At 68.7% G+C, this 22,014-nt stretch carries 21 protein-coding genes; 13 read left to right on the plus strand and 8 right to left on the minus strand.

What is annotated here, in order from left to right:
• Window positions 1–112 precede the first annotated feature (112 nt).
• Both ABTU82_RS12810 and ABTU82_RS12815 read left to right on the plus strand, forming a co-directional pair.
• Window positions 113–1,702: a sodium-dependent transporter gene (locus ABTU82_RS12810; protein WP_407173733.1), complete on the plus strand. Its 1,590-nt coding sequence runs from the start codon at window positions 113–115 to the stop codon at window positions 1,700–1,702.
• Window positions 1,699–1,842 carry a methionine/alanine import family NSS transporter small subunit gene (locus ABTU82_RS12815; protein ID WP_116648536.1) on the plus strand — a complete coding sequence of 48 codons (144 nt, stop codon included), beginning with the start codon at window positions 1,699–1,701 and terminating at the stop codon, window positions 1,840–1,842. Before ABTU82_RS12810 ends, ABTU82_RS12815 begins: the two co-directional genes overlap by 4 nt.
• Before the next feature lie 33 nt (window positions 1,843–1,875).
• On the opposite strand, the gene ABTU82_RS12820 is transcribed toward ABTU82_RS12815, so the two are convergent.
• A complete protein-coding gene (locus ABTU82_RS12820; protein ID WP_116648535.1) occupies window positions 1,876–2,445 on the minus strand; it encodes a helix-turn-helix domain-containing protein in 570 nt (189 codons plus the stop codon).
• 69 nt (window positions 2,446–2,514) lie between these two features.
• Here ABTU82_RS12820 and ABTU82_RS12825 point away from each other — a divergent pair, with 69 nt between their 5' ends.
• Genes ABTU82_RS12825 through ABTU82_RS12835 form a run of 3 tightly spaced genes read left to right on the plus strand, consistent with a single transcriptional unit; the run spans window position 2,515 to window position 4,642 of the window.
• On the plus strand, window positions 2,515–3,546 hold the full coding sequence (locus ABTU82_RS12825; RefSeq protein ID WP_407173734.1) for an NAD(P)/FAD-dependent oxidoreductase: 1,032 nt from the start codon (window positions 2,515–2,517) through the stop codon (window positions 3,544–3,546).
• Window positions 3,547–3,550: 4 nt separating this feature from the next.
• The gene (locus tag ABTU82_RS12830; protein WP_407173735.1) at window positions 3,551–4,210 is read left to right on the plus strand and encodes an SAM-dependent methyltransferase; all 660 of its coding nucleotides are present in this window, start codon (window positions 3,551–3,553) and stop codon (window positions 4,208–4,210) included.
• A 57-nt stretch (window positions 4,211–4,267) separates the two neighbouring features.
• Window positions 4,268–4,642 carry an SdpI family protein gene (locus tag ABTU82_RS12835; RefSeq protein WP_407173736.1) on the plus strand — a complete coding sequence of 125 codons (375 nt, stop codon included), beginning with the start codon at window positions 4,268–4,270 and terminating at the stop codon, window positions 4,640–4,642.
• A 16-nt stretch (window positions 4,643–4,658) separates the two neighbouring features.
• On the opposite strand, the gene ABTU82_RS12840 is transcribed toward ABTU82_RS12835, so the two are convergent.
• The 5 genes from ABTU82_RS12840 to ABTU82_RS12860 are packed head-to-tail and all read right to left on the minus strand — an operon-like array spanning window position 4,659 to window position 9,306.
• Window positions 4,659–5,480 carry a siderophore-interacting protein gene (locus ABTU82_RS12840; RefSeq protein WP_407173737.1) on the minus strand — a complete coding sequence of 274 codons (822 nt, stop codon included), beginning with the start codon at window positions 5,478–5,480 and terminating at the stop codon, window positions 4,659–4,661.
• Window positions 5,477–6,292 (minus strand): ABC transporter ATP-binding protein, encoded by an 816-nt coding sequence (locus ABTU82_RS12845; protein ID WP_407173738.1) that lies wholly within the window; start codon window positions 6,290–6,292, stop codon window positions 5,477–5,479. Before ABTU82_RS12845 ends, ABTU82_RS12840 begins: the two co-directional genes overlap by 4 nt.
• Window positions 6,285–7,334, minus strand: a complete 1,050-nt coding sequence (locus ABTU82_RS12850) for a FecCD family ABC transporter permease (protein ID WP_407173739.1) — start codon at window positions 7,332–7,334, stop codon at window positions 6,285–6,287. The genes ABTU82_RS12845 and ABTU82_RS12850 overlap by 8 nt, the downstream gene beginning before the upstream one ends.
• Window positions 7,331–8,374 (minus strand): FecCD family ABC transporter permease, encoded by a 1,044-nt coding sequence (locus ABTU82_RS12855; protein WP_407173740.1) that lies wholly within the window; start codon window positions 8,372–8,374, stop codon window positions 7,331–7,333. The genes ABTU82_RS12850 and ABTU82_RS12855 overlap by 4 nt, the downstream gene beginning before the upstream one ends.
• On the minus strand, window positions 8,371–9,306 hold the full coding sequence (locus ABTU82_RS12860; protein WP_407173741.1) for an ABC transporter substrate-binding protein: 936 nt from the start codon (window positions 9,304–9,306) through the stop codon (window positions 8,371–8,373). The genes ABTU82_RS12855 and ABTU82_RS12860 overlap by 4 nt, the downstream gene beginning before the upstream one ends.
• Window positions 9,307–9,448: 142 nt before the next feature.
• Here ABTU82_RS12860 and ABTU82_RS12865 point away from each other — a divergent pair, with 142 nt between their 5' ends.
• Both ABTU82_RS12865 and ABTU82_RS12870 read left to right on the plus strand, forming a co-directional pair.
• Window positions 9,449–10,069 (plus strand): TetR/AcrR family transcriptional regulator, encoded by a 621-nt coding sequence (locus ABTU82_RS12865; protein WP_407173742.1) that lies wholly within the window; start codon window positions 9,449–9,451, stop codon window positions 10,067–10,069.
• Window positions 10,066–10,902, plus strand: a complete 837-nt coding sequence (locus ABTU82_RS12870; protein ID WP_407173743.1) for an SDR family NAD(P)-dependent oxidoreductase — start codon at window positions 10,066–10,068, stop codon at window positions 10,900–10,902. Before ABTU82_RS12865 ends, ABTU82_RS12870 begins: the two co-directional genes overlap by 4 nt.
• 107 nt (window positions 10,903–11,009) lie before the next feature.
• Here the strand turns inward: ABTU82_RS12870 and ABTU82_RS12875 are convergent, their stop codons facing one another.
• Window positions 11,010–12,374 (minus strand): serine hydrolase, encoded by a 1,365-nt coding sequence (locus tag ABTU82_RS12875; protein WP_407173744.1) that lies wholly within the window; start codon window positions 12,372–12,374, stop codon window positions 11,010–11,012.
• 112 nt (window positions 12,375–12,486) lie between these two features.
• Between ABTU82_RS12875 and ABTU82_RS12880 the strand changes: the two genes are divergently transcribed.
• The gene (locus ABTU82_RS12880; RefSeq protein WP_407173745.1) at window positions 12,487–13,089 is read left to right on the plus strand and encodes a hypothetical protein; all 603 of its coding nucleotides are present in this window, start codon (window positions 12,487–12,489) and stop codon (window positions 13,087–13,089) included.
• A gap of 37 nt (window positions 13,090–13,126) precedes the next feature.
• Here the strand turns inward: ABTU82_RS12880 and ABTU82_RS12885 are convergent, their stop codons facing one another.
• Window positions 13,127–14,776 (minus strand): RecQ family ATP-dependent DNA helicase, encoded by a 1,650-nt coding sequence (locus ABTU82_RS12885; RefSeq protein ID WP_407173746.1) that lies wholly within the window; start codon window positions 14,774–14,776, stop codon window positions 13,127–13,129.
• 501 nt (window positions 14,777–15,277) lie between these two features.
• On the opposite strand from ABTU82_RS12885, the gene ABTU82_RS12890 reads away from it, so the two are divergent.
• From ABTU82_RS12890 to ABTU82_RS12910, 5 genes are read left to right on the plus strand one after another with little or no spacing between them, the layout of a single operon-like run.
• The gene (locus tag ABTU82_RS12890) at window positions 15,278–17,152 is read left to right on the plus strand and encodes an alpha-amylase family glycosyl hydrolase (RefSeq protein WP_407173747.1); all 1,875 of its coding nucleotides are present in this window, start codon (window positions 15,278–15,280) and stop codon (window positions 17,150–17,152) included.
• 55 nt (window positions 17,153–17,207) lie between these two features.
• Window positions 17,208–18,917 (plus strand): glycoside hydrolase family 13 protein, encoded by a 1,710-nt coding sequence (locus tag ABTU82_RS12895; protein ID WP_407173748.1) that lies wholly within the window; start codon window positions 17,208–17,210, stop codon window positions 18,915–18,917.
• 53 nt (window positions 18,918–18,970) lie between these two features.
• Window positions 18,971–20,236, plus strand: a complete 1,266-nt coding sequence (locus ABTU82_RS12900) for an ABC transporter substrate-binding protein (protein ID WP_407173749.1) — start codon at window positions 18,971–18,973, stop codon at window positions 20,234–20,236.
• A gap of 10 nt (window positions 20,237–20,246) precedes the next feature.
• Complete coding sequence (locus ABTU82_RS12905; RefSeq protein ID WP_116648518.1) at window positions 20,247–21,194, plus strand: carbohydrate ABC transporter permease; 948 nt, start codon at window positions 20,247–20,249, stop codon at window positions 21,192–21,194.
• Complete coding sequence (locus ABTU82_RS12910; protein ID WP_407173750.1) at window positions 21,191–22,012, plus strand: carbohydrate ABC transporter permease; 822 nt, start codon at window positions 21,191–21,193, stop codon at window positions 22,010–22,012. Before ABTU82_RS12905 ends, ABTU82_RS12910 begins: the two co-directional genes overlap by 4 nt.
• The last annotated feature ends 2 nt before the right edge of the window (window positions 22,013–22,014 follow it).

A 22,014-nucleotide genomic window follows, 5' to 3' on the forward strand; every position in this document is an offset into this window, starting at 1 on the left:
CCGCCCCAAGAACCCGCCAAAGTCAAACCTAGAAGGATCCCGCCCCCAGATCGCCCGCGCTGGTAGTGTCGCGCCAGCATCTGCTCCCCCCGCACGAAGCCGAGGATCCGCAATGAGCCCCAGCGCAGCATCCGTCCACCCGCCCCGTGAACAGTGGACCGGTCAGGTCGGCTTCATCCTCTCCGCCATCGGTTCGGCGGTCGGGCTGGGCAACATCTGGCGCTTCCCCGGTGTCGCGTACGAGAACGGCGGCGGGGCGTTCCTCATCCCCTACCTGATCGCGCTGCTGACCGCGGGCATCCCGATCCTCTTCCTCGACTACGCGATCGGTCACCGCTATCGCGGAGCCGCCCCCACGGCGCTGCGTCGCCTCGGCGGCAAGGCGGGCCGCTGGCTCGAGTCGCTCGGGTGGTTCCAGGTCGCGATCGCGTTCGTCATCGGCCTCTACTACACGGCCGTCGTCGCGTGGGCGCTCAGCTACTTCGTGTTCTCGTTCGACCTGCGGTGGGGCGACGACCCGGCAACATTCTTCTCGGGCGACTACCTTCAGGCCGGCGACCCGGGCCTCAGCCTCGAGTTCGTTCCCGGTGTACTCATCCCGCTCGCCCTCGTCTGGATCGCAGTCATCGTCGTGCTGGCCCTCGGCGTCGCGAAGGGGCTGCAGCGCGTGAATATGGTCTTCCTGCCACTGCTGGTCGTGGCGTTCGCGGTGCTGGTCGTGCGCGCACTCTTCCTCGACGGCGCCGGCGCGGGCCTCGAAGCACTCTTCACCCCGAACTGGGCGGCGCTCGGCGACCCGAACGTGTGGATCGCCGCGTACAGCCAGATCTTCTTCTCCCTGTCGATCGCCTTCGGCATCATGATCACCTACTCCTCCTACCGCAAGCGCAAAGCGAACCTCACCGGCCCCGGCCTGGTCGTCGCGTTCGCGAACTCGTCGTTCGAGATCCTCGCGGGCATCGGCGTCTTCGCCACCCTCGGCTTCTTCGCCGTGCAGCAGGGCGTCGGCATCGACGAGCTCGAGGGTCTCACCGGCGTCGGACTCTCGTTCATCACCTTCCCCGCGATCGTGTCGCAGATGCCCGGCGGCCCCCTCTTCGGCGCGCTCTTCTTCGGCTCGCTCGCGATGGCCGGTTTCACGTCGCTCATCTCGGTGCTGCAGGTGGTCTCGGCCGCGATCCAGGAGAAGTTCGCGCTCTCGCGACGCGCGGCCGCGGTCGGCGTCGGCGGCGTCTCGGCGGTGCTGTCGGTGCTGCTGTTCTCGACGACCACCGGCCTGCTCGCCCTCGACGTCGTCGACCAGTGGGCGAACAACATCGGCATCGTCGCCTCTGCCATCCTCATGACGGTGCTCGTGATCTGGGTGCGACGCCGCGGACCCGAGCTGCGCTACCACCTCAACGCGGTCTCGACCTTCCAGGTCGGACGCATCTGGGTCTTGCTGGTGGGAGTGATCGCGCCGATCGTGCTGGCCTACATGCTGATCCAGCGCATCGTCACGCTCCTCACCGAGGGATACGGCGGAATGCCCGACTGGTATCTCGGCATCTTCGGCTGGGGCACGATCGCGTTCATCGTCGTCGCGGCGATCGCGCTGTCGCTCTTCGCGTGGCGCCGCTCGCCCGACGACTTCGTCGCGTGGCCCGATTACCCGCCGACACCGGATGCTGCATCCCGCCGCGATAAGGAGGTCACGCGATGACCGGTCTCGCCATCGCCTTTCTGATCCTCGCGATCGTGATCGTCTGGGGCGGTCTGATCGCGAGCGTGCTCTACCTGCGCGCCCGCCCCGAACGGGCGGACTTCCCCGCGGGCGGCGACGACGAGAGCTACCCCGACTGACGTCGGCCGAGCGCCCCGCAGCGTCCGTTCGCGTCAGCGGCCCGTGCGCAGGTGGATCCGCTTGCCTTCTTTACTGAAGATCGACAGCACCTCCGCCGGCCCCGCCCCGGTCGCGGCCAGCCAGTGCGGGATGCGGGTGTCGAACTCCGCGGCCTCGCCCGGGCCGAGCGTCACGTCTTGCTCGCCGATCACCAGGCGCAGCCGGCCCGACAGCACGTAGAGCCATTCCTGGCCGTCGTGCACCTTCGGCTCAGGAGTCGCGACCACCCCGGGCGGCTGTGCGGGGAACGTCACCTTGTAGGTCTGCACCGGGCTCGACTCGGGCGAGAGCGTCTCATACTGCGTGCCCCCGATGCTCTTCGAGGTGCGTTTCACGCGCGGATCCGGCGCCGCACGCGGAACGATGTCGTCCAGCTCGAGGCGCAACGCACGCGCAATCGGCACGACCAGCTCGAGGTTGGGCGCGCGCTTGCCCGACTCGAGGCGCGAGAGCGTGCTCGACGAAATGCCCGTCGTCTCCGACAGCTCGGCCAGGGTCATGCTGCGCTTCTCACGCCAGCTCTTGAGCCGCGGACCGATGAGCGCCAGGGAATCGTCGGGCATCCCACTCCGTTCTTGCCAATTCGGCATCGATAGTTGCTGACACGCTACCAGCCGAGCATCGTGAACGGTATGACGCACGACGATCGGCTCTCCGCAGCATCCGCCCCTCACTCCCCCGCCCAGAATCCCGACATCTCGGGCGAGCTCTGGGACGTCATCATCATCGGCGGCGGCGCTGCCGGTCTCAGCGCGGCGCTGATTCTCGCCCGCGCCCGGCGTCGCGTGCTCGTGCTCGACGCGCACGAGCCGCGCAACCGGTTCGCGCCGCACATGCACGGTGTGCTGAGCCGCGACGGGTACTCGCCGCTCGACCTCGTCGCCGACGGATACCGCGAGGTGCGCGCCGTCGACGGCGTCATCGAGAACGCCCGGGTCGTCGAGACGCGCGCGACGGCGGACGGCTTCGAGGTCGTCACCGACTCCGGCGGCCTCGCGACCGGGCGGCGGCTGATCGTCGCAACCGGCACGCGCGACCGACTGCCCGACATTCCCGGACTCGCGGAGCAGTGGGGGCGCGGAGTCGTGGCGTGTCCGTACTGCGATGGCTACGAGGCATCGGGCACCGCGATCGGCGTGCTCGCGGGCTCGGTGATGGGCCTGCACGTGGCGCACATGCTGCGGGCCTACTCCAACGACATCACGGTGTTCACATCGCTCGCAGGCGAACTTCCCGAAGACGAGCGGATGCTGCTCGAGGAACGCGGCATGCGCATAGACGACCGCACCGTCACCCACGTCGTCACGGAGGGGGACTCGATCACCGGGCTCGGGCTCGCCGATGGATCGGTCGCGGCGCTCGACGTGGTGTTCGCGCAGCCGACGCCGACCGCGCTCGATGAGCCGCTGCGGCAGCTGGGTGTCGCGCAGACCGAGACTCCGATCGGGCTGTGGACCGCGGTCGACGGGTTCGGGCGGACGAGCGTCGACGGGGTGTTCGCCGTGGGGAACTCCGGGATTCCCAACGCGCTCGTTCCGATCGCCATGGGGTCGGGCGCCATGGCGGCGCTGACGATCAACGGCGAGTTGGTCGCAGAGGACGTGGCCGCGGCATCCGCTCGTGTGGCGCAGCGGCAGGGCGTCGACGCCGGGGTAGGACACTGAAGCTATGGCTCATTCGTCAGACGAAGCGCTCACCGATCCGGCGCAGTTCTGGGAGGCGCGGTACCTTTCGCACCGCGGCAAGAGCGGCGCGGTGTGGAGCGGCAAGGTCAACGCCGCCGTCGAGCGAGAGGTGTCGGGGCTGACCCCGGGCACAGCGCTCGAGCTCGGCAGTGGCGAGGGCGGCGACGCGCTCTGGCTCGCCGGGCAGGGCTGGACGGTGACCGCCCTCGACATCTCGGCCAACGCTCTCGCGGTCGGCGCGGCGAAGGCTGCCGAACTCGGCCTCGTCGAGCGCATCGAGTGGGTGCAGGCCGATCTCGCGACCTGGCACCCCTCCGCGCAGTACGACCTCGTGACGGCGGCATTCCTCCATTCACCCGTGGACCTGCCGCGGGAGGAGATCCTGCGGCGGGCCGTCTCCGCCGTCGCTCCCGGCGGACGGTTGCTCGTCGTCGGGCACGGGGCATTCCCTCCGGGGTCGAGTCACGATCATGATCGCGCGGCTCCTCCCCTGCCGACATCCGGCGAGGTGCTCGCCTCGCTCGACCTTCCGGACGGGTGGACCGTCGAGACCAACGAGTCGGTCGACCGTGAGGTCGAGTGGCGAGATCAGGGCACGGTGACGCTCACGGACGCGGTGCTGCGGGTACGTCGGGTGGTGTAGAAACCATGCAGCGTCGTACCGCGAGGAACGGTCGGGACCCGGTCGGCTAACGTCGTCATGGTGGAAAACGATGTGGCTATGGGTGTCTTTCTCTTCGTCGTCATGGTCGGCTCGGGCGTCCTCCTGATGTGGATGGCCCGCGCCACCGCCTCGGGCCGGCTGAAGCGCAACGCATTGGCGGGCATCCGCATCCCCAGCACCATGGCGAGCGACGAGGCGTGGCAGGCGGCGCACATCCGCGCGAAACGGCCCACGATGCTCGGCGGATGGGCATCGATCGCGAGCGGTTTCGTCGCCCTCCTGCCGGTGTCAGCCCCTGTCCGCGCCACCGCCGTGATCGCGGGTTGTGTGCTGATGCTCGGATTCCTGCTTTACGGCTCGAAGGTCGGCAGCCGCGCCGCGTTGGAAATCTCGAGCCGCTCAGCTGACTGACGCCCGCCTACTCTTCTCACCCGACGAGCGGGCCGCCCAGCTTCCAGTACCCGAGGAACGACACCTGCTCCTTCGGGATCGCGAGCTCATCGGTGAGGTAGCGGCGCACGCTCGTCGTCGAGCCCGACTCCCCCGCCAACCAGGCATAGAAGTCCGCACCTCCGGCGAACGTCGAGCCCCACTCGCGCACGGCCGCTTCCACGCCGACGTCGCGCAGCACGACGCGCACACGAACGTGAGCGGGCAGCTCGCGGCTGAGAATCTCGTCGTCGAGGTCGGATGCTTCGAGAATCACGTCGACGTCAGCACCCGGCTCGAGCGCGCTCACGATGTTGCGCACCGCCGGGTAGGCGGTCTCATCCGCCACCAGCAGAAACCGGCGCGCATCACCGGGGTTCCAGTGAATGCCGTATCCGGTGTGCCCCATGCGCATGTCGGGCCCGTTCACGACCAGGCGGTCGCCCGGCTGCGCCGCCGCCGCCCACGCCGATGCGGGACCGGCGGGTTCGTGCAGGAAGAAGTCGACGTCGATCTCGCCGACCTCGGGGCGGATCGCGGCGGGCGTGTAGGTGCGCAGCACGTTGCGCTCGCCTTCGGGTAGAGCCCGCCACCGGCTGTACCAGTCGGACGGATGCGGCGTCGGGTCGTCGAGCAGACCGAACTCGGCGATCGTACCGTCGGCGAACGGCAGCACGACCTTGATGCGCTGGTCGACGCCCCACGGCGCGAAGTTGCGAAGTTCGTCGCCGGCCAGCGTGAGGCGCAGGAAGCGCGGACTCAACAGCACGCGCGCACGCACCTGCACGCGGAACGCGCTGTAGGCCCAGGGCCGGTTCATGCGCTGGCCGCCGCACTCGATGAGCCGCGCAGCGGCACGACGAGCGGACCGCCCGTCACGGGGTCTTCGATCACCACGTTCGCGAGACCGAACACCTCCTCCACCCGCTCACGGGTGATGACGGCGCCCGGCGCACCCTCGGCGACGATGCGTCCGCCGCGCATCGCGACGATGTGGCTGGCGTATCTTGCGGCGTGGTTGAGGTCGTGCAGCACCGCGACGATCGTGCGCCCGCGCGCGTTCAGCTCGGCGAAGAGCTCCATCAGCTCGACCTGGTGCGCGATGTCGAGGTACGTCGTCGGCTCGTCGAGCAGCAGCAGGTCGGTCTGCTGCGCGAGCAACATCGCCACCCAGACGCGCTGACGCTGGCCCCCCGAGAGCGCGTCGACCGGACGATCCCTCAGATCGGTGGTGCCGGTGGCGGCCAGGGCTTCGTCGACAGCGTGGGCGTCAGCATCCGACCACTGGCGCAGCAGGTTCTGGTGCGGGTAGCGGCCCCTGCCCACCAGATCAGTGACGGTGATGCCGTCGGGGGCGATCGCGCTCTGGGGAAGCAGTCCGAGCCGGCGCGCGACCTCCTTCGCCGGGTACGACGAGATGGCCGCGCCGTCGAGCACGATCCGTCCGCTCGTGGGTGCGAGCAGCCGCGAGAGCCCGCGCAGCAGCGTCGACTTGCCGCACGCGTTCGGCCCGACGATCACGGTGAACGACCCCGGCGGAATCGACACGGTGAGATCGCTCACGACCTCGACACGGTCGTATGAGAGCGCGACCCCCTCGGCGAGAAGGCGGGCGGAGGTGTGTTCAGGCACGACGGCGGATCTCCAGAATGATCATCAGAACGAGGTAGGCGCCACCGACCGACACGGTGACGACTCCCACAGGGAGAGCGACGGGCAACAGGTGCTGCGCGACGAGGTCGGACGCCAGCAGGATCAGCGCCCCGAACGCGGCCGACAGCCCGAGCGAAAGGTGAGGCGTGCGGGCGACGAGCCGCGCGACCTGGGGAGCTGCGAGCGAGACGAAAGCGACGGGGCCGGCGACGCTCGTGGCGGCGGCGACCAGCGCCACCCCCACGACGAGGGCGACGCCGCGCACGAGGTTCGGTCGCGCACCGGATGCTGCGGCCACGTCGTCGCCCAGATCGAGCTGGCGCAGGCTCGGCCCGAGCAACGCCGCGACCACGACGAAGGGTGCAGCGCACAGCAGCGCCCCGCCCAGCGATCCCCCGGTGACGGCGTTAAGGGTGCCGGTGCCCCAGGCCGAGGCGAACATCGCGGTCTCGAGCTCGATCTGAAGCAGCATCCACGTGTTGAATGACGCCAGCATCGCGGCGATCCCGATACCGATGACGATGAGGCGGAAGCCCTGGATGCCGCCGCGATACGACAGCATCCAGATCACGAGCGCCGTCACGACACCGCCGACGAGAGCCCCGACCGTCAGCGACTGCCAGGTCGCCGAGACCAGCACGAGCGCGACGAGCATGCCGGTGAACGCACCGTTGGAGAGCCCGAGGATGTCGGGACTCGCCAACGGGTTGCGGGTGACGGTCTGGAACAGCGCCCCCGCGACGGCGAGGATCGCGCCGAGCGCGATCGCTGCGAGGGTGCGCGGCAGGCGCCACTCGACGATGACGACGCGGTCCATCGTCTCGCCGGCGCCGAGGAGCGTGCGCACGACCGCATCAGGAGCGACGACGTAGGTTCCGACGCCGAGCGACACGATGCCGAGAACGAGGATGACCCCCACGACGACGGTGGCGACGAGGATGCTGCGCCCGCGAAGCGGAACCGCGAGAGGGCCGAGACGAAGCAGCACGCGCCGAGGCGCGGTCGGCGTGGCGAGAGTCATAGGGTGCTCGCTCTCTTGCGCCGCGCGAGCACGATCAGCACGGGCGCGCCGACGAACGCTGTCACGATGCCGACCGGCACCTCGGCGGGAGCGATGATCACTCGGCCGAGCACGTCGGAGAGCAGTACCAGCACGGGGGCGAGCAACGCCGACAGGGCGATGATCGTGCGCTGGTCGACGCCGAAGACCCACCGCACGATGTGCGGGATCATGAGCCCCACGAACGCGATCGGGCCGACGAGCGCGGTCGCCGCGCCCGCGAGCAGAGTGGTCGACACGATCACCGCGACACGGATGCGGCGCACCTCTGCACCCTGCGCCCGCGCGACGTCTTCGCCGAGCGCGAGCGCGTTCATCGCCGGGCCCAGGAGGAACGCGAGGGCGAGGCCGAGCGCGATAAATGGCAGCACAGGCACGATGACGTCGAAGCCGCGACCGAGCAAAGACCCGGCGTTCCAGCTGCGCATCGCGTCGAACGCGTCGGGGTTGCTGAGCGTCATACCGGTCGTGATGCCCGAGAACACGGCACCGAGCGCGACACCCGCGAGAGTGAGCCGCAACGGATCGGCCGCGCCCCGGCCCGACGACCCGATGAGGTACACCGCGATCGTGACGACGAACGCTCCGAGGAGCGCGAGCCAGACGAGGGCGGAGATGTCGCGGAGTCCGAGCAGGGCGACCCCGAGCGCCACCGCGAGGGCAGCACCGGCGTTCACCCCGAGGATTCCCGGGTCTGCCAGCGGGTTGCGGGTGAACGCTTGCGTGAGTGCGCCGGCGACGCCGAGCGCGGCACCGGCGACGAGACCTGCGACGGTGCGCGGGATGCGCAGGCCGATCACGATGTAGGTCGTCTCGGTGGTGCCCTCACCGCGAGTTGCTGCCCAGACCACCTGCGGCGACAGCGGGTTCGCCCCGATCATCAGCGATGACGCGATCGCGACGACGAGCACCGCCCCGACGATCGAGAGCGCGGCAACCCGCCGCGACCGGCGCACCGGGGGCCGAGCCTGTGGCAACTCGACCCCGGTGAGAGCCGTCAAGAGCGCTCTTCGAGGAACTGCTCGATGTCATCGAGCACCTTCTGTGCGCCGAGGGGGCCGACGCCCGACACCCAGTAGCTGGTGTCGACGAGCCTGACCGAGGGGAAAGCATCCGCGTTCTGCACGATCGCCGCGGGGATGGTGGAGTCGTCCGAGGTGTCGGCCGTCGTCACCAGCACCCGGTCGGCCTGCGCCGACAGAATGTTCTCGGGAGAGATGTCGGCCTGGAGACCGTCTGCCCAGTCCTGGGCGGGAATCGTGAAGCCGACGCACTCGAGCAGGCTGCCCGCGAACGACACCGGGCCATAGAGGCTCAGGGTCGTCTCGTCGCGAGGGCGGACGAGCTGCACGGTCTGCCCGTCGACGCCGTAGGTGTCGGCGAGCTCGCCGCAGCGGGCGTCGACCTTCTCGAGCAGCGCGGCCGTCTCGTCTTCGCGCCCGAGCGCCTCACCGATGAGCGCGGCGTTGTCACGCCACGGGTCGGCCTGGGTCGCGATGAAAACAGTCGGCGCGATGGACGACAGCTGCTCGTACAGGGCCGAGTGGCGGGCCTCGGTGCCGAGGATGAGGTCGGGCTTCAGCGCCGCGATCGCCTGCAGATCGGGCTCGGGCACGCTGCCCACCGCCTCCACTGCGTCGAGGCCCAGGTAGGCGGGCACGCCCACGACGTTGCTCGCGACGGCCGCGCCGACCGGAACGACGCCGACGGCGGCGGCGGTGTCGAGTTCGAGCGGCTCGAGGGTCACCACGCGCTGCGGCTCGACCGGAACCTCCGTGGTGCCGCGGGCGTGCTGCACCTGGCGCGTGGTTGCGGTGTCGGCGTTCGCGGCCTCCGTCGAGGGCGCCGAAGCGGAGCAGCCCGCGAGCAGGAGGGCGGCAGACGCGGTCGTCGCCGCGAGCGCGACCCATCGACGGTGAAGACGAGAAGACATGATGGAGCAGCCTTTCTGAAGCCGGGCGGAGCAGTAAGCCTACCCTAACTAAGGGCACCCTAAATAATCGACGGCCTCGTCGACATGACCCGCTGCCGGGCTATTTCGGCAGTTACTGCCACAACGGGCGTAGGGTGGCAGCATGCCACGCGAGCGCGATGAGAAGGCGGTGCTCGCCGCCTCAGAGGCGGCCATAGCCCTCTTCCTGCAACGGAAGACCTTGCGTGTGAGCGTCGCAGAACTGGCTGACGCAGCGGGCCTCGCCCACCGCACCTTCTATCGATGGTTCGCGACGAAGGAGCAGGTGCTGCGCCCGGTCTTCGACTGGGGGACGGACGAGTACGCCCGAATGCTGCGCACATCGTCTGGTCCGCTGCACGAGACCATCGAGCGGGCGTTCGATCACGTTCTGTGGAGTGACCGCGAAGTGCGCACGCGAGGCCTGTTCCCCCTCGTCTTCGCCGACGCGAGCGCGCAGTCGGTGTTCTTCTTCGCGATCCACGACGGTGAACACCGCATCGTCGATCCGCTCGCAGAACGCCTCGGTCTGTCGGTCGAAGACCCGCAGGTGCGCGCAACGGCAGCCGCTATGGCGGCGTCGGTTCGCATCGCCCTCGAAGACATGGTCGCCACGGGCGCAGACCCGCGCCCCGTGCACGCCCGCACGCTGCGCGCGTTTGCTATCCCCACCCTCTCCACTTCCCGCGCGGCCGTCCGCGGGACAACTGACCAACCCGGCGGCCACGGAAAGGACACACCATGACTGGTCGTCTAGACGGCAAGGTCGCCATCGTCACCGGTGGCGCGAGCGGCATCGGCAAGGCAACCGCTGAGCTGTTCATCGCCGAGGGCGCGAAGGTCGTCGTCGCCGACATCTCCGACGAACAGGGCGCGGCGCTTCAGCAGGCCCACGAGGGCAACCTCGTCTATGTCCACACCGACGTGACGAGCGAGAGCGACATCGAAGCCGTGGTCGAACGCGCCGTCAGCGAGTTCGGCAAGCTCGACATCATGTTCAACAACGCGGGAGCTCAGGGCGACCCGGCTCCTTTTGTGGACCTGACCGCCGAGGGCTTCGACAAGACCATGGCATTGCTCACCCGATCCGTCGTGCTGGGCACCAAGTTCGCGGCACGCCAGTTCATCGCGCAGGGCACTCCGGGCTCGATCGTGAACACGGCCAGCGCAGCGGGCCTCCAGGGCAACTGGAGCGCACCGGGCTACACGATCGCGAAGCACGCGGTCGTCGGCGTCGTCCGACAGGCGGCTTCGGAGTTCGGCGCACACGGCATCCGCTCCAACGCGATCGCCCCGGGGATCATCCGAACGCCGATCATGGCTCGAGCGTTCGGCATTCCGCTCGACCAGGCCGAGGAGTTCAGCGCTTTCCTCGAGACCAAGCTCGGCGCGGATCAGCCGATCGGAAGGCTCGGCCTCCCCGAAGACATCGCCGAAGCCGCGCTCTGGCTCGGCAGCGATGCCTCGTCGTTCGTCACGGGCATCGTGCTCCCCGTGGACGGCGGCGCGACCTCGATCTACGCGGGCTCGTTCGCGACCGATGTCGTCGCGGCCGGCGCGGAGTACACCGCCCGGTAGGCCGAGGCGCGCGCGGGGGGTGACGCTGTTTCGCGTCATCCCCCGCGTTTCGGATGCGGCGACCTCTCGTGCTCCGCGACACTCTGTCGGGCCGCTGGGGCACGCGGTCACTCCGCTGCGATCAGTGCCGCAGCATCCTCGATGAATCCGAACACCGCGGTCTGGTTGGTCGTCAGCGTCTGCGCATCGTCGGCGCGGGCGAGCACCGTCAGCACGATCGGCTCGGCACCGTCGCGCTCGAGATACCACGATCCGGCGAGGACGCCGATCGAACTGCCGCCCTTGAACGCGACGTGGGTCCACTCGTCACCGAAAGTGATGCCGGGATTCGCCGAGAGCAGTTCGCGCAGCGGCCCACCTGCCGCAGTCTGCGCCTTCTGCTGCAGGGCGACGTGCGCCCGGGCGATGTCGTCGTGCGTCGCGAACCAGTCGACGCCCTCCGGCCAGCCGGGCTGAACCTCGGCGGCGTTCGCGAGCGACGGCACACCGGCCGGGATCTCGGCCAGCACCGCGTCACGGGCAGCGGTGTCGCCCGACGCCCAGCGCTCTCGCAGAGCCGCGTCGTCGAACAGCATCCAGAACATCTCGCGGGTCGTGAGGAACGGCGTGTTGACCTCGGGCGTCGCGTGGCCCATGTCGACGAGGGCGGCTTCGACGGCGTCGCGGCCGACCGCACGGATGAGGGCGTCGGTGCCGGTGTTGTCGCTGATCGCGATCATCTTCTGCGCCGCGTCGAGCACGGTGACGGTCGAGCCGTCGGGGAGGTTCTGCAGCTCTCCGCTCGGGAGGCTTCGCACCTCGGCATCGATGGTCACCGTGTCGTCCCAGGCGAGGGTGCCGGCATCGACCGCGTCGACGACCGCACCGAGAACCCAGAGCTTGAACACCGACCCGATCGGCGAGAGCGACGACTCCCCCATCAGCCTCACCGGCTCATCGGCGCCCGACTCTGTCACCTGTAGCGACACCTCGTAGGGCGCGTCCTCGATCTGCGACTCGAGCTCATCCCAGCTGGCGGCCGGGGTGCGCGCACCCTGCGGTTCGCCGAAGAACAGGCCGTTCATGCTGCCGTCATCGCCGACCGACACCGACATGTCGTAGGTGACCTGCGGCGACTCGATCGTCACGCGCGCCTGCGTCTCGGTGCCCTCATACGCGACGGGCGTCCACGGCGCCGCCGCGCGCAACTGCTCGAAGACCTGCTGCAGATCGGAGACCGCCATCTGCTCGAACATGATCGGATCGAATCGACCCTCGAACTCGGCCTGCTCGCTCGGCGCACCGTTGATCTCGGTCAGCACCCACGCGGCCTGCGTGCCGACGGGGTTCGAAGGGATGGCCACCCGTTCTGACGGCTCTGGCGATGCCGGTTCGGCGGGCGAGGCACACGCCGTGATGACGAGCGCGGCGGCAGCGAGGAGAGCGACGGACAGGGATCGGAGCGGGCGGAGAGTCTGGGGCGAGATCTTCACCCTTCCAGCCTCGGCGCAATCCGCGTCGGGCGCCTCCCCCGCGCGACGGAATTCCGGCGCAGCCGACACCCGGATCGTTGCGTCGACCCGCGCGGTGTGCTCGGGTGGTGGCATGTCTTTCTTCCCGCCCGACCCCGAGATGCCCGAGTTCGACGACGCCCCGGCGGTGCGATCTCCCTGGTGGACGGCGCCGACCGACCGCCTCCCGGTTCTCTACCCGGCGAGCGAGATCCTCGCGACCACCGAGCACTTGGCGATCGCGCTCGTCGGCGTCGATGTCTACTCCGACGGCGTCGAGATCCGCATCGAGCGAAGGCTTCGTCGCAACGACCTTCCGTACGACGAGTGGCAGCGCTTGAACAACGCGTTCATGGAGCACTGGGCCGGTCACGGTGCGTCATCGGCCGGGCGGCTGCGATACGGGGTCGTACTGAGCACCGGCGAACAGGTGCTCTCCGATCGCCCCTTCGGCTTCGCGGGCGACCCGATGTCGCCACCGGAGAGCTCATCGCTCGTGCGAAGCGGCGGAGGCGGCGGCGGAGACGGGCACTCGTACTCGTCGAACGACGCGCTCTGGCTCTGGCCCCTCCCTCCGTCGGGGTCGCTCGAGCTCGTTCTCCAATGGCCGACGCTGGGCGTTCCCGAGACGCGCACCTCTCTCGACGTCTCGTCGTTCGGCGAACTCGCCGAGCGGTCCATACCGTTCTGGCCGTGACGTTCGCGGCGATGAGACGATCGCGCGTGAAACGCCGTCAGACCGACGCGGGCTCGCGGTGCCGCAGAACGCCGGAGTCGAGCGCCGTATATGACACCACCTTGTAGCCCTCCGACTCGAAGAACACGGTCGCGCGGTCAGCCTCGACGCTCATGACCGTGCCGTGGCCCCATTCGCGATGCTCCACCGCCTCGTCGACGGCGATCGGAGCACCGACGGCGTCAGCGGTGGCCTCATGCCGCCGAGCCTCGTGCCGCTCGCAGCCGTCGCAATTTCCGCACCACTGCGGACCCTCGACGCCGAAGTAGTCGAGCAGCACTCGACGCCGACAGTGCGAGGTCTCGGCATAGGCGCGCATCATCGCCAGCCGCGATTCGGCGACGCGCTCCCGCGACGCGAGCGCTGCCTTCACCGCGCGCACGACGGCCTCGACGCGGCGGTCCGCCGTGGCTCGTACCCCCGACGCGGTATCGACCAGGCCGGCGTCTACGAGATCGTTGACGAGGCGCGACACCGTGCGCGACGGCACGTCCACCGCTTTCGCGAGCTCGGACATCTTGCTCCCCGGAGCTGCCACGACCGCGGCCCAGATCGCGCGCAGAGAGGGCTTGTCGACGGAGCGCTTGGCGAAGAAGCGCCGCAGTCCGAGATCCTCGGCGCGGTAATGCAGCGCGCCGGTGGCCGGCTCGCCGTCGCGGCCGGCTCGCCCGACCTCCTGGTAGTAGGCGTCGAGCGACTCGGTCGTGGTGGCGTGGAGCACGAAACGCACGTCTGCGCGGTCGATCCCCATCCCGAACGCCGAGGTCGCGACGACGACGTCGAGCTGCCCCTCCCGCCAGCGGTCCTGCACCGTTCGACGCTCGGGAGCGCGCAGCCCCGCGTGATACGCGGCAACCCTGCGCCCCTCAGCCGCGATCTCGGCGGCGTACAGCTCGGTCTCCTTGCGAGTGGCGACGTAGACGAGACCGGGCGCGGTCCAGGTGCGGGCCTCCGCCACGACGGCGGCGCGCTTGTCGCCCTCGCTCTCGTGGCGGTGAACGACGAGCCGTATCTCGGGGCGGTCGACACCGTGCACCTGCACCTCGGGATCGACCATGCCCAGGCGTTCGACGATCTCCTCGCGCACGGGCCCGGAGGCGGTCGCCGTCATTGCGAGCACCGGCGGATCGCCGAGCTCGTGACGCACGTCGGCGAGGCGCAGATAATCGGGCCGGAAGTCGTGGCCCCACGACGAGACGCAGTGCGCCTCGTCGACGACGAGCAGCGAGACCCTGGCGGCGGCGAGCCGGGCGACGTTCTCGTCCTTCGCCAGCTGCTCGGGAGCGAGCAGCACATACAGCGGGCCGCCCTCGTCCACGCGATCCCACGCGCTCTCCTGAGCCGCAGCGCCCAGGGCGGAGTTGATCGCGACCGCGGCGGGTGCCCCGGGTGCGGCGTGGATCGACGCGAGCTGGTCGGCCTGGAGAGCGACGAGCGGTGACACAACGACGACGACACCACCGCGCTGCGCACCGGCGATCTGGTACACGGCCGACTTGCCGCCGCCGGTGGCGAGGACGACGAGAGTGTCGCGCCCCGCGACCGACGCCTCGATCGCTTCACGCTGCCCCGGCAGGAGCGTCTCCCAGCCGAAGATCTCGCGAGCGACGCGATCAATGGATGCTGCGGGAAGACGGGAGGAGCTCACGCTCGGACGCTAACAATCCCGATCCTGCGATCCGTGCCGCTTGACAGCACCATCCCAGGCGCTCGGGCGATCGCGACATCGGTGGAATCGGTCGAGTTCGGTGCGTTCTGCGGCCGAACTGCACCGGACCCGCCCGACTTCACCGACGTCGCTCGATGCGCGTGCCGGGCGCTTGGGGAATCCTGCGACCGCGACTCCCCCAGCGTCGGCGCGATCTCATGCATTTGGACGAACTTCGGCGCCCGATTTTCGCCGCGCCCCGTGCAGGTATACATCGTCCACGCGCGTCCACACTGGCCTGGCAGCCCACGACCACCTCCCGGCGGCGGACATCCTGCCGCGAGAGGTCTTGATGCGCTGAAAGTACGGGAGTCGAATCACTTTTGCGGGCACGGCCGATGTCAGTACTTGACAAAACACATTTATACATGTTGCATCGATCCAGTAAACCGTGCACCTCGCGGACCGATGCGCATCCGACAAGGAAGTCAGGAGAGAGTCATGAGAATGACAGTTCACACCGCTCCTCGCGTCTCCGCGCGTAGGGGTCTCGCGATCGCAGCAGCCGTCGCGGTGGCGGCCGGCACGCTCATGTGGGGCGCCGGCGCCGCCCCCGCGAGCGCCGATCCCACCACGTCTCCCGGCCCGCTGGCCGAAGGCGACGTGATCTACCAGGTGCTCGTCGACCGGTTCGAAGACGGCGACCCCGCCAACAACGACCAGGGCGACGGCGAGTACGACCCGTCCGACCTCGGGTTCTATCACGGCGGCGACTGGGCGGGTCTGACCGACAGGCTCGGCTACATCGCCGACCTGGGCGTGACGGCGATCTGGCTGTCGCCCGTCTCCGAGCAGCAGCCGCTCTCGCGCGACGGGCAGGAAGCCAGCTACCACGGCTACTTCACTCGCGACTTCGCGACGCCGAACGCGCATTTCGGCGACCGCGCCGAGTTGCAGGAGCTGATCGACACCGCACACGGCCTCGGGCTGAAGATGATCCTCGACGTCGTTCCGAACCATACGGCCGACTACCTCGCGGGCACATCGACGACCTATTCGCCGAGCACCTACAAGCCGGCGAGCCCGCTCGACAACGCGTCGTACTTCCATCACGCCGGCGACTGCCTCTTCAACGGACTCGAGACGCAGACCCAGATCGAGAACTGCGACCTCGGCGGGCTCGACGACCTCGATCAGTCGAACCCGGTCGTCTCGGCGCACCTCATGAACACGTATAAGGACTGGGTCGACATGGGCTTCGACGGCATCCGAGTCGATGCTGCGCGCTCGGTGCCGAAGCCGTGGCTCGCCGCCTTCGAGGCCGAGATGGGGGTGCCGACCTTCGGCGAGGTGTTCGTCGGCGACGTCGACTACGTCTCGGAGTACCAGGACTACGAGTGGGGCGTGCTCGACTTCCCCTACTTCTTCACCGTGCGCGATGCGTTCTCGGCAGATACCGACATGAACAAGCTCGGCGACCTCTTCGACCAGGACAGCAAGTACGCGAACCCGAACCGGCTCGAGACGTTCCTCGACAACCACGATCGGGCGCGATTCCTGACCTGGGCCGACGACAACTACCAGCGGTTGCGCTCGGGGCTCACGTTCCTCCTGACCTCCCGGGGCGTGCCCGTGATCTACTACGGCACCGAGCAGGCCGACGACGGTAACGGCAACCCCTACGAGGTGCCGATCGCGAACAAAGACAACCGCAAAGATATGGAGAGCTTCGACCAGAACTCGAAGCTCTACAAGCACATCCAGCGATTGACCGCGATCAAGGCCGCCTACCCGGCTCTGCAGGTCGGCACGCAGCGCGAAATGTGGTCCGACACGTCCGTCTACGGGTTCTCGCGACGCGTCGACAGCACGGGCGCCGAGGCGATCACCCTCTCGTCGAACTCGTGGGCGACGCAGACGCGCACGGTGCCGCTGCGCGCCGAGAGCTCGATCACGGTCGGCACGACGCTGACGAACCTCATGAACACGAGCGACACGGTGATCGTGACCGCCGGCGGGGTCACGGGAAAGCAGATCACCGTCGCTCTCGGTGAGCACGAAAGCAAGGTGTACGCACCCGGGACCCCGGTGTCGGCCTACAGCCCCGAGGCGCGCAACACCACGAAGATCCGCGTGCACTACAACGTGGGTCTCGGGCACAGCATCGCGATCCGCGGCGACGAGTACCCGTTCACGTGGACCTCAGGTCGCGGTGCTCGCAACGTCGCCTCCGACGTCTGGGAGTTCGAGCTCGAACGCATCCCCGACGGTGAGACCTTCCAGTTCAAGCCACTCATCGACGACGTCACGTGGTCGACCGGAGGCAACTTCACCGGGACGGGCGGCGATGTGATCGACATCTATCCCACCTTCTAACCCCCACTCCCGGGCGGCGCCGACATGTCGGACGCCGCCCGGGACCACCGAAAGGATGCTTGTGAGCCACACCATCGAACGGCCCTCTCCCCTCGACACGGCCGGGCGCGCCTTCTCCTGGCGTGACGCGGTCGTCTACCAGGTCTACCTGCGGTCGTTCCGCGACGCGAACGGCGACGGGATCGGCGACCTCGGCGGCCTGAGCAAGGGGCTCGACGCGATCGCGGCACTCGGCTGCGACGCCATCTGGCTGAACCCCTGCTACGCCTCGCCGCAGCGCGACCACGGGTACGACATCGCCGACTACCTGACGATCGACCCGGCGTACGGCACCCTCGAGGAGTTCGACGAGGTGGTTCGACGAGCGCACGAGCTCGGACTGCGCGTACTCATGGACATGGTGGCGAACCACTGCTCCTCCGATCACGCCTGGTTCCAGGCGGCGTTGGCCGCCGCGCCCGGCAGCGACGAGCGGGCGCGCTTCATCTTCCGCGACGGCCTCGGCCCCGACGGCGAGCTTCCGCCGAACAACTGGGACAGCGTGTTCGGTGGTCTCGCCTGGACCCGCGTCACCGAGCGCGACGGACGGCCCGGGCAGTGGTACCTGCACTCCTTCGATGCGAGCCAGCCCGACTTCGACTGGCGTCACCCCGCTGTGGCCGAGTACTTCGAGAACGTGCTGCGATTCTGGTTCGAGCGGGGAGTCGACGGCTTCCGCATCGATGTCGCTCACGGCCATTTCAAAGACGCGGCCCTGCCCGACCACCCGGGCGGTCGCGGGCCCGACGCCGGCCACAACCACGGCATGTGGGACCAGCCGGAGGTGCACGACCTCTACCGCTCATGGCGAGCGCTCGGCGGCACCTATGAGCCCGAGAAGTACTTCGTCGGCGAGATCTGGGTTCCCTCCGCCGAACGGCTGGCCGATTACCTGCGACCCGACGAGCTCCACAACGCGTTCTCCTTCGATCTGCTCGTGCAGCCGTGGTACGCCGACCGGTTCCGGAGGGCGATCGACACCGGACTCACCGTCGGGCGCGGGTGGCCGGCCTGGACCCTGGCGAACCACGACGTGCACCGTGCCGTCACCCGCTACGGCCAGGAGCAGCCGCTCGATGAAGCCCTGCCGACCGACATGATCGCCGCGGCGCGACGCAGGGGCCCGGCCGACCTCGATCGCGGGCTTCGCCGTGCGCGCGCGGCAACTGCCCTCGCCCTCGCGCTCCCGGGGTCGATGTACCTCTATCAGGGCGAAGAACTCGGGCTCCCCGAGGTTCTCGACCTGCCGGATGCTGCGCGCCAAGACCCCATCTGGACCCGCTCGAACGGCACCGAGCTCGGGCGCGACGGGTGCCGCATCCCTCTCCCGTGGACGCGGGAGGGCAGCACCTTCGGATTCAGCGACGGGGAGGCCGACACGACCTGGCTCCCCCAGCCCGCCTGGTTCGGCGCCTTCGCGCGGGCGACGCAGGCCGCAGATCCCGACTCGATGCTCTCGTTGCACCGCGATCTTCTCGCCACGCGCCGCGCCCACCTGAGCGGGGCGGAGCCGCTCGCCTGGCTCCCCACCGCAGGTGACGAGGTGCTGGCCTTCCGACGCGGGAACGTCGTCGTCATCACGAACTTCGGCGCCGCGCCCTTCACCCCGCCGTCGACCTGGGGCGTCCTCGCACCGCTTCTCGCCTCTCAACCGCTGACGGATTCCGCGACGGTGCCACCGGAAACGACCGTGTGGTCGACGCTGCACCGCGTTGCCGCAGCCTGAGCATGTATACATTCCCGTTCATATCTTCGAACCCGAACAGCAAGGAGAAACCCATGAAACGCAGGTCCACTGCCGCCGTCGTCATCGGAGCCGTCGGCGCGCTCATCCTCTCGGGATGCGCCGCGAACGGCGCACCCGGCGACGGACCCGTCGACGTCACCGTCTGGCACTACTGGGACGGCACCAATGCCGACGCGTTCGACGCGATGGTCGACACCTACAACGCTTCCCAGTCTGACGTGAAGATCAGCGCGTCGAACGTGCCGAACTCCGACTTCCTCACGAAGCTCCGAGCCTCCGCGACGTCCGACACCCTGCCCGACATCGCCATCGGCGATCTCGTGTGGGTGCCTCAGATCGCCGAGATCGGCACGCTGGCCGACCTGAAGGGCCGCATCCCCGACGACACCCTGTCCGACGTCAACGACGCGCTGACCTCCTTCGGCACGATCGACGGCAAGCAGGTCTCGGTGCCGGTCTCGGCGAACAACCTCGGCTACATGTACAACAAGACCCTCTTCGCGGAGGCAGGACTCGACCCCGAGAATCCCCCGACGACGTGGGACGAGCTGAAGAAGGCCGGGAAGGCGATCCTCGACCAGACCGGCAAGCCCGGCTACGACCTCTACACGCAGGCCGGGGACAGCGGCGAGGGCCTGACCTGGAACTTCCAGGTCAACCTCTGGCAGACGGGCGGCGAGTTCCTCACCCCCGACAACTCCGCCGCGGCTTTCAACACCCCCGAGGGCGCGAAAGCCCTGCAGTACTGGGTCGACCTCATCGATTCGGGTGTGAGTCCGTACGCGAAGTGGGGCGAGTTCGAGAAGGGGCAGGGCGGTTCCGCTCAGGAAGGCTCGTGGATGGTCGGCATCTGGGCGGCCGACCCGCCGTTCGAGTTCGGCACCGCGCAGGTGCCCTACCCGAGCGACGGTGAACCGGCTACGAATCTCGGCGGCGAGCAGGCCATGGTGTTCGAGAACTCCGACGCCGAGGCCGACGCCGCCGCCGGGTTCCTGTCGTGGTTCCTCGAGGCCGACCAGGTGACCGAGTGGAGCAAGAAGACCGGGATGTTGCCGGTGCTCGATTCCGTCGCGACCGGCTCGGAGTACCTCGAGTGGGTGGAGTCGACCGAACCCCGCCTTCGCCCCTATGTCGAGCAGATGGCGAATGCTCACGCCCGCCCGAACACGCCCCTCTACCCGACGGTGTCCCTCGCGTTCGCGCAGGAGATCGAGAAAGCGCTCGCCGGCGAAGCATCCGTCGACGACGCGCTCAACGCCGCCGAGCGAGCGGTCAACGCCGTCCTGAAGAACGGTTGAGCGGACGATCGTGACATCGGTACCCACCCGGATCCGCCCGGCGCAGTTCGCGTCGGGCGGGTCCGCCCCCGCACGACGGCGCCGCAGAGGGGATCGCGAGCAGATCGTCACGGCGCTGCTGTTCCTCGTTCCGGCGCTCGTGATCCTCGGCGTGTTCGTCGTCTACCCGATCATCAACGCCGGATACACGAGCCTCACCTCGTGGAACGGCTTCGACCCCGTCAAGGAGTTCATCGGACTCGACAACTACGTGCGGCTCGTGCAAGACCCGGCGTTCTGGAACAGCCTGCTCGTCACCGTCGTCTACGCGACCGGTGTGTGCGTGCTGTCTGTCGCCACGGGACTCGCCGTCGCACTGCTGCTCGATGCCCCGATGCGGGGGCGCGGCTTCTATCGCAGCATCTACTTCCTCCCCGCCGTCACCTCGTCGGTCGCCGCCGCAATCGTGTGGAAGTACATGCTCGATCCCGCCGGTTTCGTGAACGCCCTGCTCGCACAGGTCGGCATCGCGGGCCCCGACTGGCTGCAGGAACGGTGGCTCGCGCTCGGCGCGCTGACCGCGTTGACCGTGTGGAAGAACGTCGGCTTCAACGCCGTGCTCTACCTCACGGCGCTGCAGGCACTGCCCCCGGCCGTCTACGAGGCGGCGCAGCTCGACGGGGCGAACGCGTGGCGACGCCTGCGGCACATGACGATCCCCCTCCTCGCCCCGATGACGTTCTTCGTCGTCGTGCAGGCGCTCATCACGAGCTTTCAGGCGTTCGATCTCGTCTACGTCCTGACCGAGGGCGGACCGCGGGGCGGCACCGACGTGCTCGGAATGTTCATGTACCGCACGGCTTTCCGACTCGGCGATTTCGGCTACGGGACGGCCATCGCGTTCGTGACGCTCCTGCTCGTGCTCGGCGTGACCCTCGTGCAGTGGCGAGCCAGCGGCTCAGGACGGAGCGACCGATGAGACAGCCCCTCGCCCTACGCCTCGGGCGCCACGCCCTTCTGATCGCCGGCGCGGCGCTCGTCGTCGTGCCGTTCCTCTGGATGTTCACGACATCGCTGCAGAGCCGCGCGGAGACCTACACGAACACGTCGGTCATCCCGACGTCGTGGAACTGGGAGAACTACCTGACCGCGTGGGAGGCCGCACCCTTCGGTCAGTACTACCTCAACAGCGTCGTGATGGCGGTCGGGATCGTCTCGAGCCACCTCGTCTTCGACGCCATGGCCGCCTACGCGTTCGCGCGGTTGGCCTTCCCGTTCCGCAACGCGATCTTCGTCGTGCTGCTCGCCGCGCTGATGGTTCCCACCTTCGTGACGATCATCCCGGCCTACACGATCGTCGCCGACCTGGGCTGGATCGACACTTATGCGGCCCTGATCGTCCCGCGCATGGCCGACGTGTTCGGCATCATCCTGCTGCGTCAGTTCTTCGTGTCGATCCCGCAGGAGCTCGAAGACGCGGCGCGCATCGACGGCTGCAGCCGCATCGGCACCTTCCTGCGCATCATCGTGCCGCTCTCACGCCCCGCGTTCGCGACGCTCGCGATCTTCAGCTTCCTCTTCGCCTGGAACGACTTCCTCTGGCCCCTGCTGGTGACGAACACCGACGAGGTACGCACGATCCAGATCGGGTTGTCGTCGTTCGTCGGCCGGTACGGCACGAGCTGGAACTACCTGATGGCCGGCACCCTGACGGCGACGATCCCCAGCATCCTCGTCTTCCTCTTCTTCCAACGCGCCCTTGTGCGCGGCATCACCACCTCCGGACTGAAGGACTGACA

This window comes from Microbacterium deferens (assembly GCF_045517775.1).
Lineage (GTDB): Bacteria > Actinomycetota > Actinomycetes > Actinomycetales > Microbacteriaceae > Microbacterium.